Genomic DNA, 14,104 nt, shown 5'->3' with positions numbered 1-14,104 from the left:
TCAGCCCCCCGAGCGAGTCTTCCCGCCCGCGCGGCGAGCCGCCGGCTCGCCCCTGCCCTTGGTCTTCGATGGTGCCCGCCTCTTCGGACGCTTCGCGGGGGCGGCCGTCGCGGTGCTCGACGTTGGCGCGGGCCGTCGGTCGCGCCGCGGCGCGGCGCCTTCTTCGTCGGACCACGCCTGCAGCACCCGGTGGGTCTCCAGCGAGTCCTCGGCCCGGACCTGCCGCTCCAGCCAGCTCGACGCGGCCTCGACGCCGGTTGCCTCGTCGAGGACGCCCTCGCGTGCCAGCAGCGCCCGCAGTCGTTCGTCGCACGGCACGCCGTGCCCGCCGAACTCCAGCAGCGAGACTCGGGCCGCGGCGTAGACGGGCATGCCCTCGAAGCCCTCCAGCACGGCGCGGGCCTCGCGCTTCCCGAGCTGGGCGAGCGGGGCCAGTGTCATGGCGCAGTGCCGGCGGTAGACGTCCTGCAGCACCAGGCGCAGCCGGGCCGCACGCTCGGCGACGAGCGGGTACTTCTCTCCCAGCACCGACGCGATCTCGTCGGCCATGCTCACGCGCAGCTCGTTGACGTCGACGAAGCCCTCGCGCAGGCGGCGGAGGCCCTGGCGTGCCTGCGCGCTCGACGCTTCCCAGAGCAGGAGCGACTGAATGACGCGCTGCACCCCGCCCTCGGCGCCGGGGATGACCTCCGTCTCGTCCGCGGGCGCGGGCTCGGGAGCGGCGGCGCGCAGTTTCTTGACGAGCGACGCGAGCCGGCGCGAACTCTGCTCGGGGGGTGTCACGACGTCGCCTCCTCCCCGGACGACCCGCGCTCGCGGGCCTCCAGGTCCGCGCGAGCCCGGTCCAGATCTCGCAGCAGGGCCGCCTGCTTGCGCACCGTGTGGTCCGCGCGGAAGCGTAGAACCGGCATCTGGCGCGTGTGGACCAGATCACCGACCTCCCGGCGGATGTGCGCCGCGGCGCTCTGCAGCCCGTGCAGCGTGAGGGGCTCTTTCTCCAGGGGCAGCACCGTGACGCCGATGTCGGCCTCGCGCAGGTCGGGCGACAGCCGGACCTCGGTGACGGTGATGAGCCCCGACACCCGCGGGTCCTGCAGGCCCCGGGCGAGCACCTCGCGCACCGCGCGGTCGATCGCCGCCGTCAGTTGCTCCGTGTGCCGGTTCGTCACGGGTGGTCCCCCGCGCTCTCTCCGCGGCGGAGCATCTCGGAGGCGAGCTGCGGATCCTGAGGCCAAACGGCGGGCTCGTCGGCGCCGCCTTCGCTCGCCGCCTCACCCTGCGGGTCGCGCAGCACCTCGCGCGCGCAGTCGCCCAGCTCGGCGTCGTGCAGGGCGCGGAGCTTGGCGGTGATGCGGTCGAGCACCTGCCCGACGTAGCGGCCGTCGGTGCCGACCATCGCGAGCGCGAGGCGCGAGGCGCTCATGGAATCCTGGAGCCCGACCTCGGCCACCGACACCTGGTGCTCGCGGTGCAGGCGGTCCTTGAGGGAGCTGACCACGCGGCGCTTGTCCTTGATGGACGTCGCCCCGGGGATGAGCAGCTCGAACTGGAGGATGCCGATGACCATGGCCCCGGGGGTGCGCCTAGAGCGACCGCTTCACCTCGACCTTGCGGTAGCACTCGAGCACGTCGCCCTCCTTGATGTCGTCGTAGCCGTCGATCTTCATGCCGCACTCCATGCCGGCACGGACCTCCTTGGCATCGTCCTTGACGCGCTTGAGCTGCGAGAGCTTGCGGTCGTGCTCGATGACGATCCCGCTGCGCGTGACGCGGATGAGCGCGTCGCGCTGCACCGTGCCGTCGGTGACGTAGCACCCCGCGACGTTGCCGACCTTCGTGACCTTGAAGACGGCGCGGACCTCGGCGTGCCCGAGGACCTCCTCGCGCAGTTCCGGGGCGAGCATGCCCTCGGCCGCCTTCTTGAGGTCGTCGGTGATGTCGTAGATGACCTGGTACGTGCGGATCTCCACGCCCTTCTGCTCGGCCATGGCCCGCGCCTTGCCCGAGGGGATGACGTTGAAGCCGATGATGATCGCGCGGGAGGCGTCGCCCAGCGTGACGTCGCTCTCCATGATCCCGCCAACCGCCGCGTGCAGCACCCGCACGCGGACCTCCTCGCTCTTGATCTTCTCGCACTCGCTCTTGAGCACGTCCACCGTGCCCTGCTGGTCCGTCTTCAGGATGATGCGGATCTCCTTCGACGACGTTTCCTGCGTCTGGATCTGCGAGAAGAGCGAGTCCAGCGTCAGCTTCGGCTGCGCGAGCTGCGTCTCACGCTCGCGCTGGCGCCGCTGCTCGGCCGCGTCCTCCGCCTCGCGCAGCGAGCGCGTGACGAAGAACTTGTCGCCCGCGTCGCACACCAGGTCCAGCCCCGACACCTGCACGGGCTTGGGGGGCTCGGCCTCCTTGATGCGCTTGCCCTTGTCGTCGGTGATGTCGCGCACGCGTCCGAACGCCCGGCCCATCACGATGAAGTCGCCGACCTTCAGGCGGCCCTGCTGGATCATGATGTTCGCGACCGCCCCGCGCCCTTCCTCCATCTTGGCCTCGACCACCGTGCCCTGGGCCGCCCCGTCGAAGTCGGCCTTCAGTTCCAGCAGCTGCGCCTGGTAGTCCAGCGTTTCGAGCAGCTGCGTGATGCCCTGCCCCGTCACCGCCGAGACGCGCACCACTTCCGTGTCGCCGCCCCATTCCACCGGGTTCACGCCCGCCTTCGCGAGTTCGCCCAGCGTCTTCTGGATCTGCGATTCCGTCGCGTCCGGGCGGTCGACCTTGTTCAGCGCCACCACCATCGGTACCTTCGCCGCCCGCGCGTGGTTGATGCTCTCCACCGTCTGCGGCATCACGCCCTCGGGCGCCGACACCACCAGCACCACAACGTCCGTCATCTTCGCGCCGCGCGCACGCATCGACGTGAACGCCTCGTGACCCGGGGTATCGAGGAACACCACCTGGCGATTCTGCCCTTCGACCTCGACCTCCGCCACGAACGCGCTGGTCTTCTGCGTGATGCCCCCGGCCTCGCCCGCCGCCACGTTCGTGTTGCGGATCTTGTCGAGCAGGCTCGTCTTGCCGTGGTCCACGTGCCCCAGGATCGTCACCACGGGCCCGCGCGCCCGCAGGTCCCGAACTTCGCGCTGCAGGAACTGGTCCGAGACCGTCTCCTCCGCCGTCCGGGCCTCGACTACCTCGAGGTCGACGTCGAAATCCATCATGATCTCGACGGCCTTCTCCACCTCGATCGGGTCGTTGATCTTCTTCATCAGCCCTTGCAGGAAGAGCTTCTTCACGATCTCCGACGCCTTGACGCCCGTCGTCTCCGACAGGTCCTTGATCGTGAACGGCGCGCTGATGCGGACCCGCCCCTCGGCCGGCCCGACGTTCGCCGTGCCCTGCCCGGGCTTCTTGAGGTCCTGCTTGCGCTTCTTCAGGAACCCGCCCGCGCGCGCCAGCCGTGCCTCGCGCTCGATCAGGTCCTGCTCGCTGAACACGCCCTGCGGTGGGCCCGTCCAGTCTCCCGTGCGCCCGCGCCGACGCTCCGGAACGCCGCCGCCGGTCGGACGCTTCCCGGGTTCGCCGCGCCGCGGGGTGCGGTTGCGATCGTCCTCCACCGCCGGACCGCCCGCCCCGCCGCCCTGGCGCGGACCCATCGGGCGCATCGGCCCCGACGGCGCAACCGGACGGCGCGCGCGCGGCGCCTCGACCTGCTCGGCCTGTTCGATTCGCACGACTTTCGGCCCGCTCAACTTCACCGCCGTCGGCTGCTGCAGCCGCGGGCCCGCGGGCGTTACCACCGTCGGCCTGCGGGGCACGTTCATCGGCGCCGCGGCCGGGCCGGGGCCCTGCCCGGGTCCGGACGCCGCCGGACGCACCGGCAGCGGCGGGCGAACGGGCATCGGCGCAGGGCCTCCGCCGGGCCGCGAGCCCTCGCCCCCGGAGGGGGGCTGCGCGGGTCGCTGCTCGCTCGGGGGCGGAACAACCCGCGCGGGCGGGGGCGCGGGGACAGGGCGCGGGGGCGACACCGTCGCGCGCATCGGACCAGCGCCGGGCGGCGTGGCCGCGGGCGCGGGCGGCTTGGGTGCCTGCACCTGGGTTGCTGCGTCCGCGTTCGTGCTCGGCGGGGGCGCGACAACGGGCGCGGCGGGGGGCGCCGACACGGGCGCCGCGGGCGCTGCCGCGACCGGTGCAGGGGTCTGCACCGACACCGACCCATGATCCTCGACGACAGGTCCCGCGCTCGCCGGCTGGACCTCAACACCCGAATCGCCAGCGTGCACCGGCGCCGGTGCGTGCCTGGGCGCGCTCGCGGGCTCGGTCACGTGCGGGGCGTCTGCCACGGCCAGGCCCGCGGCCGGCGCCGCGGCGGGGGCGGCGCCCGACGCCTCGACCGCGGGCGCGTACTCGTCCTCGGTCGTGTCCGTGTCGCGGTGCTCGGGCGTGGCGCCCGGCTCGACGCGCACGGGCGCACGCCGACGCGACGGGGCGCGCTTGCGCACGGCGTCGATGTCGACCTTCTCGGATGTCTCGACCGCTGTCGCGGTGCCCGCGCCGGTCGAGAACCACTCGCGGATGGTCTGCTCGAGACCCGCGGAGATCGTGGACATGTGGTTCTTGACAGTCGCTTCGGGGATGCCCTCCGCGTGGCACTTCGCCACGATCGCCTTGGAGTCGACACCCAGGTCCTTCGCGATCTCAAACACTCGTCGAGCCAAAGTCCGCCGCTCCTGTTCCGTCGCCCTGCGACTCGTCCGCCAGCTCGGGCCCCGCGCCCGCGATCCCGCCCGCCCGCGTCACACCCGTGCCATTACCCCTGCCCCAGAATGTCCGCCGCCCGCGCCTCGCCGTTCGCGTCCGGCGTCGCCGCACCCGACGGCGCCTCCGGGCCTCCGCCCAGAATCGCCGCCGCCGCCTGCTCGCCCGCGGTCGTGGCCTCCCCGCCCTCGAGCGCCTTGCGGGCGGCCTCGGCGTCTTCCTTCGCGCGGCGTTCCTTCTCTTCCTTGTCCTTCTGCTGCTGGGCCGCCACTTCCTTCGCCTTCACCGCGCACGCCTCGACGATCGCCGCCGCCACGGTCTCCTCGACCTGGAGCTGCTCGCGCACCACCTCCGCGCCCACCTCTTCCACGTCGAACACGCTCACCATGCCAAGCGCCGCCAGCTTGTCGGCCTGCTGCTCCGTCACGCCCTCGACCGTCTGGATCGTCGCGGCCATGGTCTCGATCCCGCGCGCGAACTCCTCGGGCGTCAGGATGTCCACGTCCCACCCCGTCAGGCGTGCCGCCAGACGCACGTTCTGCCCGCGCTTGCCGATCGCCAGGCTCAACTGGTCCTCGCGCACCACCACGGTGGCGCGCCCCAGCTCGAAGCACAGGCTCACCTCCGACACCTCGGCGGGCTTGAGCGAGTTCTGGATCAGGATCTGGCTGCTCTCGTTCCAGCGCACGATGTCGATCTTCTCGCCGTTCAGCTCGTCCACGATGTTCTTGATGCGGCTGCCGCGCACGCCCACGCACGCGCCCACCGCGTCCACCTTCGAATCGATCGACGCCACCGCGATCTTCGTGCGGTACCCGGCCTCGCGCGCCATCGCCTTGATATCGATGATCTTCTCCGCGACTTCCGGCACCTCGACCTCGAAGAGCTTCTTGATGAAGTCCGGGTGCCCGCGGCTCAGCACGATCTTCACCTGGCTCCCCGCGTCGCGCACGTCCAGGATCAGGCAGCGCACCCGGTCGCCGGCCGCGAACTGCTCGCCGGGGATCTGCTCGCTGCGGGGCATGAACCCCTCGGCCCGGTCGATCTGCACCACCAGCGCCCCGCCCTCGTACCGCTGCGCCACGCCCGTCACGATCTCGCCCACGCGCTTGCTGAAGTCGTCGAAGATGCTGCTCCGCTCGTCGTCGCGGAACTTCTGGATCATCACCTGCTTGAACGTCTGCGCCGCGATCCGCCCGAACGCCTCGGGCGGCATCGACATCGGCTCCCCGTGACGCGTCAGCACGAACTGCCCGCTCATCGGGTCCAGCGCGCACGCGAACTCCTCGGGGTCCAGCGTGTTGAAGTACTTCCGGGCGGCGGAGACCATCGCCTGCTCGAGATCTCGGATCAGCAGCGACCGATCGATGTTCCGATCTCGCGCGATCGAGTCCAGAATCCGGAGCATTTCCGCCGTGTTCATCGCCGCCACTCCTGCTCTTCATTTACCGAGATGTGTGATCCCGCCCTGTCAGACCCGTACTTCAACCCCACCCGACCCCACCGACCACCCGTTGGCCCGGCCCCAAAAGCACCGCGGCCACGGACCGACGCCCGTGGCCGACACCCGCCCCAGTTCTCCCGGGAACCCCGAGCACCCCGGGGCGGGCACACCCTGCCCCCGGGAATCCCGCGCCCTACGCGCGGGTGCTCCCCCGCGCGCCGGACGCAGCCCCGGCGGGACTCGGACGATCGACCCTGCGCGGCGCAGGGCTCGATTGGACCGGGTCACCGTGCATGGCTGTCGTTCACGCGCATCGAATGTCACTCCAAGGCCGCCGCCCCGGACACTCCCGGCAACGACGGACCCTGCACCAATCCGGCCAATGATAGGGTGCGGGTCGCGCCGCTTCAATCCGGGCGCGTTTCTCCGGGCTTGTCGCTTCCGCGGGGCTCCGTCACCAGCGTGCTGATCGCCCGGAGAAGCACGCTGCCCGAGAACGGCTTGTTGAGGATGATGGTGTACGCGTCCGGCGGGCCGTCGGGCTCGCGCCCCCCGGTTATGAGCACCGCCGGCACCCGGTCCCCCTCGCTCCGCAAGACCCGCAGGCACTCCGTCCCCGTCTTGTTCGGCATGTCCACGTCCACGATGTACGCCGAGATCGACCCCGCGTGCTGACGCGCCAGGCGCAGCATCTCGACCCCGTCGCGCGCTTCCAGCACGTTGTACCCGCTCCGACGAACCTGCATCGCCAGCAGCTCGCGCACGTGCACGTTGTCGTCGGCCAGCACCACCGTCGCCCCGATCTTCACCACGACGTCGGGCGTTGCCTCCGCACGCGACGCGGGGGGCGGCGCGTCGACCCGGGCCAGCGTCACCGTGAACGCCGTGCCCTCCCCGGGGACCGATGCCACGTCGATCGTCCCCCCGTGCGCCGTCACGATGCCGTGCACGATGGACAGGCCTAGCCCGGTGCCCTCGCCGCGCGGCTTGGTCGTGAAGAACGGGTCGAAGATCTTGGGCAGCAGTTCTTCGGCGATGCCCGTGCCGGTGTCGGCCACCGTCAGCGTCACGTGCCCGTTGCTCACCCCCGTGGTGATCCGCAGCCGCCCGCCGGCGGGCATCGCGTCGCGCGCGTTGATCGCCAGGTTCAGCAGCACCTGCTGCAACTGCGTGGCGTCGGCGCGCACGTACACGCCCCTGGTCGGCGTCAGGTCCTCCGAGATCTCGATCCGCGCCGGCATCAGCCCCTTCGCCAGCTCCAGCGCATGGGTGAGCGCGGCCGTCAGCTCGACGGGCTCGCGCACCGTCGCCGCGGGACGCGAGAACGTGAGCAGCGCCTTGGTCATGCGGGCGGTCTGCTCCGCCGCCACCGCGATCTTGTCGAGCGAGACCGCCGCCGCGTGGTTGGGGGCGAGCTGCGCGCGGACCAGGCTGAGATACCCGTAGATCGCGGTCAGCGTGTTGTTGATGTCGTGCGCCACCCCGCTGGCGAGCTGCCCGATCGCCTCCATCTTCTGGCTCTGGCGCGCCTGGCGCTCCAGACGCATCGTCTCCGTCACGTCCTTGATCGCCACCGAGTGCCCCAGCAATGTCCCGTCGGGCGTGCGGACCGGCCGGATCCCCATCAGCCAGTCGAGTTCCTGCCCCGGGCGCCCGATCCGCACCGGCGTCCGCTCGCCCGCCGGCCCGTCTTCCTCGCCCGTCCCGCGCAAGACGCCCTCCAGTTCCGGCAGGGCATCGACCAGGCGCGGGCGTTCGCCGTCCGCCGTCCTGATCCCCGTCAGCACCCGGAACTCCGCGTTCGAGCGCGTCAGGCGGCCGTCGCGGTCCAACTGGCAGAGCCCGATCGCCGCGGCCTGGTACACCGCCTCCAACTCCGCGAGCTGCGCGATCATCTGCCGGTTGGCATCGTCCAGGCGGGCCGTGCGTTCGCGCACGCGCTCTTCCAGCCCCGTGTTGGCGAGCGAGAGCGCCGCCTCCGCGCGCCGGCGCTCGCCGACCTCCCGCTCGAGCGCCTCGTTCGCCTCGCGAAGCGCGTTGGGGGAGGGCAGGTGCTCGGCCCGCCGCAGGAGCGGCCAGAGCGCGAACGCCGTGAACATCGACACGACGCCCGTGCCCGCCTTCACGACCCCGTCGAGGCGGTACATGGGGTACCAGAACGCCAGGATGTTGAACACGTGCGTGGTGCCGCAGAAGAAGATGAACCCCGCGAACAGGAGGAACATCCACCGAAACACCAGGTCGGTGCGCCGCTTCGTGAACCACCAGAGCGCCAGCGGGATCGAGTAATACGCCAGCGCGATGGTCGCGTCCGACGCCACGTGCAGCCAGATGATCTCGGCCCGCTGTCCGATGCAGTCCGCCCGCGCCACGAAGTCCGTCGAGAACAGGTTGCCGAGGAAGCTCCCCTCTGCCCGCGGCTCCGTCAGGCACATCGAACACTCGCTCATGGCGGCCTCCGCGCAGAGATCCCGCCGACCGCGAAATGTCGGCGAGACAATCAAGCGCCGCGGATGCTACCTGAGTGCACGACACTCCGCCGCGACGTCTCCCGCCTTCTCATGCGAGTCACGTATTTCTGCGTGGGTGGGGGGGGGCGGATTTAAATTCTCTCATCCGGGCCCGTCGCCCTGATGATCCTGAGCGCACGACGCCCCTTGTGCTGCCCGATCTGCGATGCGAACTTCCGCTCGCCTTCGACCTCGAGCGCCACCGGCGCCGTCGCCGAACGCTCGGTTGTCACGATCTGCCCGGGCGCCAGCTGCACGAGATCGTGCAGCGTCATCGTCGTCTCTGCCAGCACCGCCGTGAGTTCCAGCGGGGCGCGCGACAGCAGCCCGGAGATCTGCGCGACGTGCCCCTTCACCGCCTGCGACTTCGTGTGCGCGAACCAGTTCTGGCTCGACAACTGCTCCATCACCGGCTCGATCACGTTGTACGGGATGCACAGGTTCATCGTGCCCGCGCGGTTGCTCATCTTGAGTTCGAACGCGATCACCACCACCACCTCGTTCGGCGGCACGATCTGCACCAGTTGCGGGTTGCTCTCCGACGCCGACACCCGGAACTCGAACGCGCGCAGGTTCGCCCACGCCTCGGCGAGCGCCGTCAGCGCCCGCTTCGTCACGTTCCCGATCAGCCGCGTCTCGATCAGCGTCAACGGACGCTGCGGGATGAACAGCTCCTGCGTGTTCCCGCCCAGCAGCCGGTCGATGATCGGAAAGATGATGAGCGGGCTGATCTCCAGGCACATCTGGCCTTCCAGCCCGTCCGCCTCCACCAGGTTGAACGACGTCGGGTTCGGCAGCCCCCCCGTGAACTCCGAATACGTCATCTGTTCGCACGAGGCGACCTTCACCTCGACGATGGTGCGCAGGTACCCCGACATCGCGGCGCCGAAGTTCCGGGAGAACGCCTCGTGCAGCGTCTGCAGCGAGCGCATCTGGTCCTTGCTCACCCGCTCGGGCCGCTTGAAGTCGTACTCGCGCACTTCGGGCGACGGGCCCTCGCGACGGGAGCGCGAGAACAGCAGCCCCGCGCTGTCCGGCGCCTGCTCGGGCTCGGATGCCGCCGCCAGGAGCGCGTCGATCTCGGATTGGTTCAGCGTGTCGCTCATCGGGGGTGTCGTTTCTATCGGACGTCCACGTCCGCCCGCTTGACCCGTCCATGCTCCGAACCGGACGCGCGAACCCGGCCCGTCACACGCTCGTAGCTCCCGCATCCAAGGCTGGCCGAGTAACCTCTCCCATGCGAGGCCCCATGCGATCCTGGTTTGTGCGACTCGTGTACGCCCTGCTCCTCCTGGCGGCCCCCGCCCTCGCGGGCGCGCAGACCGACTCCAAGGTCGCCATTTCCGTCGTTCCCGAACGCACCACCGTGCGCCCGGGCGACCAGATCGCCATCGCCGTGCGCTTCGAGTTCGAGCCCGGCTGGCACTCGCACACCAACGATCCGCAGATCCCGCCCGCCTGGGGTTCCTTCCCCGCGGTGCCCACCACGATCGAGCCCGACGGCGCGCAGCACCTGACCGTGCATCCCGTGCAATGGCCGGACGGGCACGAGATCCTGCTCGACCTCGCCGGCACCGGGCCCGAGCCCTACGCCGTCTTCGAGGGGGTCGCGGTCGCGTACGTGCCCGTGACGGTCTCGCCGACGGCGGCGGGCAAGGCCAGCGTCACCCTGCGCGTGGGCTACCAGGTGTGCGACGACCGCACGTGCCAGTTCCCTGATACGCAGACCTTCGCCGTGGTGCTCACCGTCGTCGAGCCGGGCACGGTCACCGCGAACGACCCGGCGAACGCGGAGCTTTTCCGCGGGTTTGATCTCAACGCCTTCGCCGCCACGGCGCCGGCCAAGGCGTCGTCGTCCGCGTTCCAGACAAACGTCTTCGGGCTCGACATCCGGTTCGACGCGGGCGGGGCGGGCCTGTTCGCCCTGCTCGGCATCGCGCTGCTGGGCGGGTTCGTCCTGAACCTGACGCCCTGCGTGCTGCCGGTGATTCCGCTGAAGATCATGGGGCTGAGCCAGTCCGCCGGGCACCCGCGCCGGATGCTCTTCCTGGGCGTGGTGATGTCGATCGGCGTGATCACGTTCTGGCTGGCGATCGCCGCGGCGATGGTCTTCATCTCGGGCTTCAAGGCGGTCAACCAGCTCTTCCAGTTGCCGGTCTTCACGCTCGGCGTGGGGGTGTTCATCGCGCTGATGGCCGTGGGCATGCTGGGGCTGTTCACGGTGCAGCTCCCCGGCGTGGTGTACCTGGTGGACCCGAAGACCGAGTCGGTGCCGGGCTCGTTCCTGTTCGGGGTGATGACCGCGGTGCTCTCGACGCCCTGTACAGCCCCGTTCATGGCCGGCGCCGTCGCGTGGTCGACCAAGCAGCCGGTGTTCGTCACGCTCGCCACCTTCGGCGCGATCGGGCTGGGCATGGCCGCCCCGTACCTCGTGCTCGCGGCGTTCCCGCGCCTGCTGGCCCGCGTGCCCAAGAGCGGCCCGGGGAGCGAACTCGTCAAGAAGACCATCGGGCTGCTGATGGTCGCCGTCGCCGTGTTCTTCCTGGGCAGCGGGCTGGATCCCATGCTCCGCCAGCCGATCGACCCGCCGATCCGCCTGCACTGGTGGCTGATCGCCGCGATCGTCGTTGGCACCGTGATCTGGCTCATCGCGAAGACCTTCCGTCTCACGAAGTCCGCGCCGCTGCGCGCGGGCGTGGCGGTGGGGGGGGTGCTCTTCGCGGGCGCAACGCTGGCCATCGTCCGGGCCGTTACCGACCGGGGCCCGATCGACTGGGTCGCGTACACGCCCGAACGCTTCGAGCAGCAGACCGCCGAAGGGCGCGTCGTGGTCGTCGATTTCACCGCCGAGTGGTGCCTCAACTGCAAGGCGCTGGAGAGCGCCGTGCTGCATCGCCCGGAGATCGTCGGGCTGCTGAACGGGCCCGGCGTCACGCCCATGAAGGTCGACCTCACCGGCACCAACGTGCCCGGCCAGAACAAGCTCAAGGAGCTCAACTGGGTCGGGATCCCGCTGCTGGCGGTCTACGGCCCTGGCCTGCAGCAGCCCATCACCTACGACTCCTACACCCCCGAGATGGTCCGCGAAGCCATCGAGAAGGCCCGCGGGCCCCGGGTGGGCGCCACGGAGCCCGGCAGGGGCGGATAACGCGGTGGCGGGGAGGCTGCCGACACCGGGCGGTGCCGCTCATTGACAGTTGCCTTGTGCCCGGCTAGGTTTTTGCTCGCTCCCGACGGGCAACTGTCCGATGGGAGCCTGACAACTCGCGGGCGTAGCTCAGTGGTAGAGCGCTACCTTGCCAAGGTAGAAGTCGAGGGTTCAAGTCCCTTCGCCCGCTTTTTCGGCGTGACGGCCGCGGTGTACTCGCCGCCCGCTCGCCCCGGATCCTTCACTTCACACGCCGGCGCTCACGACCCAAGACGCGCCTTGGCCGCCGCGATCGCCTGCTTCACCGCCCGCGGCCCCGTCGCGCCGTGCACCTCTCGGGCCGCCAGCCCGCGCGAGAGGCTGATCCGCTCGAACACGTCCGCGTCCGATCGGGGTGCGATGGCCCGCAGATCGTCGAGCGACAGCGCGTCGAGCGCCACGCCCTTCGCCAGGGCCGCCCGCACCGCGCGCCCGGCCTGCTCGTGCGCTTCGCGGAAGGGCACGCCCTTGCCCACGAGGTAGTCCGCGAGGTCGGTCGCGTTCGCGTACCCGCCCGCCGCGGCCCGGGCGCACGCCTCGCGTCGCACGACCAGCGTGTCGAGAATCTTGGGCACTACCCGCAGGCACAGCGACAGGTGGTCCATCGCGTCAAAGAGCGGCTCCTTGTCTTCCTGCAGGTCCTTGTTGTACGCGAGGGGGAGGCCCTTGAGCGTCGTGAGCAGCGCGACCAGGCTCCCCACGATCCGCCCGCACTTGCCCCGCAGCAGTTCCGCGGCGTCGGGGTTCTTCTTCTGCGGCATCAGCGAGCTGCCGCTCGACACGCTGTCGTGGAACTCCACGAGGCCGAACTCCTGCGAGCCGAAGAGGACCAGATCTTCGCCCAGGCGCGAGAGGTGCGTGGCGCAGATGGACGCCGCCGCGAGCGTCTCGAGCGCGAAGTCGCGGTCGCTCACGGCGTCGAGGCTGTTGCGGGACGCCCCGTCGAAGCCCAGGTCTCGCGCCAGCGCGTCGCGGTCGATGGGGTACGCCGTGCCGGCGAGCGCGCCCGACCCCAGCGGGCAGACGTTCGCCCGCCCGCGCGCACCCAGGAACCGGGCCTCGTCGCGCTCCAGCATCTCCGCGTACGCCAGGCACCAGTGGGCGAACAGCACCGGCTGGGCCCGCTGGAGGTGCGTGTACCCGCTCATCACCGTGTCGGCCTCGCGCTCGGCCAGCGTTACCAGCGACGCGCGGCACGCCCGCACCTCCGCCACCCGCGCGTCGAGCGCCCCGCGCGTCCACAGGCGCAGGTCCGTCGCGACCTGGTCGTTGCGGCTTCGCCCCGTGTGGAGCTTCTTGCCGAGCGCGCCCAGCCGCTCGACGAGGCGTCGCTCGACCCAGGAGTGCACGTCCTCGTCGTCGCCCCCGAGGGGCGCCGCGGGGTTGGCGGCGACCTCCGCCGCCAGGTCGGCGAGCGCGGCCCGCAGGGAGGCGCCCTCCGCGGGCGTCAGAACGCCCGCGCGCTCGAGCGCGAGCGACCACGCGCGCGAGCCCTCGATGTCCTGCGGCGCGAGGCGCGCGTCGAAGGCGAGCGAGTCGTTCAGCCGCCGGAAAAGCTCGTCCGGGCCCGATTCAAACCGTCCGCCCCACAGCGCCATGAATTGCCGTCCTTGTGTCCGACTATTGGGCGTTCGCGGAGCGCACCGGGTGCTTCGCGAAAAACTCCGCCAGCCCGGCGCGGGGCACCGGCCCCCCCGTCCCAGCACTCGTCGCCGGACTGCGGCGGTAGTACCCGAGCAACTGCTCGGTGTTCAGCGCGTCCGTTTCGCGCTCGATCGCCTCACGGATCTCGTCACGCATCCGGATGCAATCAAACGCTTTTGTCCTCGCGACCATACCGCACCTCCGCTGGCGAGCAGATGAACACCGGAGCGTACCCCAGAGAACCGTTCACGGCGTTGAACCCGCGCATCCGGTCGAAGTTCACCAGATGGCGGAAGTTCCACGAGACCAGCACGTCCGCGCGATGCACCGTCGCGGTCGCCACATGGATCGCGTCCGCCCGCCACCGCCTGCCCACCACGCCCGCCGCGAGGTACGAGTCGGTGAGGAGCGCCACCGCGTCGGTCGCGGTGCATCGAACACACGCCTCGGGGGCCACCGCCGCGAGAAGGCCACGCACAGGTTCGGGCGCGAGCGACAGCTCTTGCTCGGTGACATCGCCGAGCAGAACAAACTTCGCCACGCTCAACCCGCAGGAAGAACCCGCGG

11 protein-coding genes and 1 tRNA gene are annotated in these 14,104 nt (G+C 70.7%); 2 read left to right on the top strand and 10 right to left on the bottom strand.

The features are described from left to right. The 7 genes from SFY69_11355 to fliM all read right to left on the bottom strand — a co-directional run bounded on the left by SFY69_11355 (nt 1) and on the right by fliM (nt 9,812). Complete coding sequence (locus tag SFY69_11355; GenBank protein MDX2132636.1) at nt 1–783, bottom strand: hypothetical protein; 783 nt, start codon at nt 781–783, stop codon at nt 1–3. Continuing rightward, nucleotides 780–1,169 (bottom strand): 30S ribosome-binding factor RbfA, encoded by a 390-nt coding sequence (rbfA, locus tag SFY69_11350; GenBank protein ID MDX2132635.1) that lies wholly within the window; start codon nt 1,167–1,169, stop codon nt 780–782. The genes SFY69_11355 and rbfA overlap by 4 nt, the downstream gene beginning before the upstream one ends. After that, nucleotides 1,166–1,567, bottom strand: coding sequence for a DUF503 domain-containing protein (locus SFY69_11345; GenBank protein MDX2132634.1), 402 nt, complete (start codon nt 1,565–1,567; stop codon nt 1,166–1,168). The genes rbfA and SFY69_11345 overlap by 4 nt, the downstream gene beginning before the upstream one ends. Nucleotides 1,568–1,583: 16 nt before the next feature. Then, nucleotides 1,584–4,712: a translation initiation factor IF-2 gene (gene infB, locus SFY69_11340; GenBank protein ID MDX2132633.1), complete on the bottom strand. Its 3,129-nt coding sequence runs from the start codon at nt 4,710–4,712 to the stop codon at nt 1,584–1,586. Between the two features lie 92 nt (nt 4,713–4,804). Beyond that, nucleotides 4,805–6,175 carry a transcription termination factor NusA gene (gene nusA / locus SFY69_11335; protein ID MDX2132632.1) on the bottom strand — a complete coding sequence of 457 codons (1,371 nt, stop codon included), beginning with the start codon at nt 6,173–6,175 and terminating at the stop codon, nt 4,805–4,807. Nucleotides 6,176–6,603: 428 nt separating this feature from the next. Continuing rightward, nucleotides 6,604–8,646 carry an ATP-binding protein gene (locus SFY69_11330; GenBank protein MDX2132631.1) on the bottom strand — a complete coding sequence of 681 codons (2,043 nt, stop codon included), beginning with the start codon at nt 8,644–8,646 and terminating at the stop codon, nt 6,604–6,606. A gap of 152 nt (nt 8,647–8,798) precedes the next feature. Further along, on the bottom strand, nt 8,799–9,812 hold the full coding sequence (gene fliM, locus SFY69_11325; protein ID MDX2132630.1) for a flagellar motor switch protein FliM: 1,014 nt from the start codon (nt 9,810–9,812) through the stop codon (nt 8,799–8,801). Between the two features lie 143 nt (nt 9,813–9,955). Between fliM and SFY69_11320 the strand changes: the two genes are divergently transcribed. Next, nucleotides 9,956–11,854 (top strand): cytochrome c biogenesis protein CcdA, encoded by a 1,899-nt coding sequence (locus tag SFY69_11320; protein MDX2132629.1) that lies wholly within the window; start codon nt 9,956–9,958, stop codon nt 11,852–11,854. Nucleotides 11,855–11,972: 118 nt separating this feature from the next. After that, nucleotides 11,973–12,044, top strand: a tRNA-Gly gene (locus SFY69_11315). Nucleotides 12,045–12,114: 70 nt separating this feature from the next. On the opposite strand, the gene argH is transcribed toward SFY69_11315, so the two are convergent. Genes argH through SFY69_11300 form a run of 3 tightly spaced genes read right to left on the bottom strand, consistent with a single transcriptional unit; the run spans nt 12,115 to nt 14,078 of the window. After that, entirely contained in the window at nt 12,115–13,491 is a 1,377-nt protein-coding gene (argH, locus tag SFY69_11310; protein ID MDX2132628.1) for an argininosuccinate lyase, read from the bottom strand. Nucleotides 13,492–13,513: 22 nt separating this feature from the next. After that, entirely contained in the window at nt 13,514–13,693 is a 180-nt protein-coding gene (locus tag SFY69_11305) for a hypothetical protein (protein ID MDX2132627.1), read from the bottom strand. Nucleotides 13,694–13,703: 10 nt separating this feature from the next. Beyond that, nucleotides 13,704–14,078 carry a hypothetical protein gene (locus SFY69_11300; GenBank protein ID MDX2132626.1) on the bottom strand — a complete coding sequence of 125 codons (375 nt, stop codon included), beginning with the start codon at nt 14,076–14,078 and terminating at the stop codon, nt 13,704–13,706. Nucleotides 14,079–14,104 lie beyond the last annotated feature (26 nt).

This window comes from Planctomycetota bacterium (genome assembly GCA_033763975.1).
Lineage (GTDB): Bacteria > Planctomycetota > Phycisphaerae > Phycisphaerales > UBA1924 > RI-211.
This window is presented reverse-complemented; position numbering and strand designations above follow the sequence as displayed.

What these genes read in the sequence shown, in the direction of transcription:
- SFY69_11330 (MDX2132631.1), bottom strand. Translation starts at nt 8,646, where the DNA reads ATGAGCGAGTGTTCGATGTGCCTGACGGAGCCGCGGGCAGAGGGGAGC.
- argH (MDX2132628.1), bottom strand. Translation starts at nt 13,491, where the DNA reads ATGGCGCTGTGGGGCGGACGGTTTGAATCGGGCCCGGACGAGCTTTTC.
- nusA (MDX2132632.1), bottom strand. Translation starts at nt 6,175, where the DNA reads ATGAACACGGCGGAAATGCTCCGGATTCTGGACTCGATCGCGCGAGAT.
- fliM (MDX2132630.1), bottom strand. Translation starts at nt 9,812, where the DNA reads ATGAGCGACACGCTGAACCAATCCGAGATCGACGCGCTCCTGGCGGCG.
- SFY69_11345 (MDX2132634.1), bottom strand. Translation starts at nt 1,567, where the DNA reads ATGGTCATCGGCATCCTCCAGTTCGAGCTGCTCATCCCCGGGGCGACG.
- SFY69_11320 (MDX2132629.1), top strand. Translation starts at nt 9,956, where the DNA reads ATGCGATCCTGGTTTGTGCGACTCGTGTACGCCCTGCTCCTCCTGGCG.
- SFY69_11305 (MDX2132627.1), bottom strand. Translation starts at nt 13,693, where the DNA reads ATGCGTGACGAGATCCGTGAGGCGATCGAGCGCGAAACGGACGCGCTG.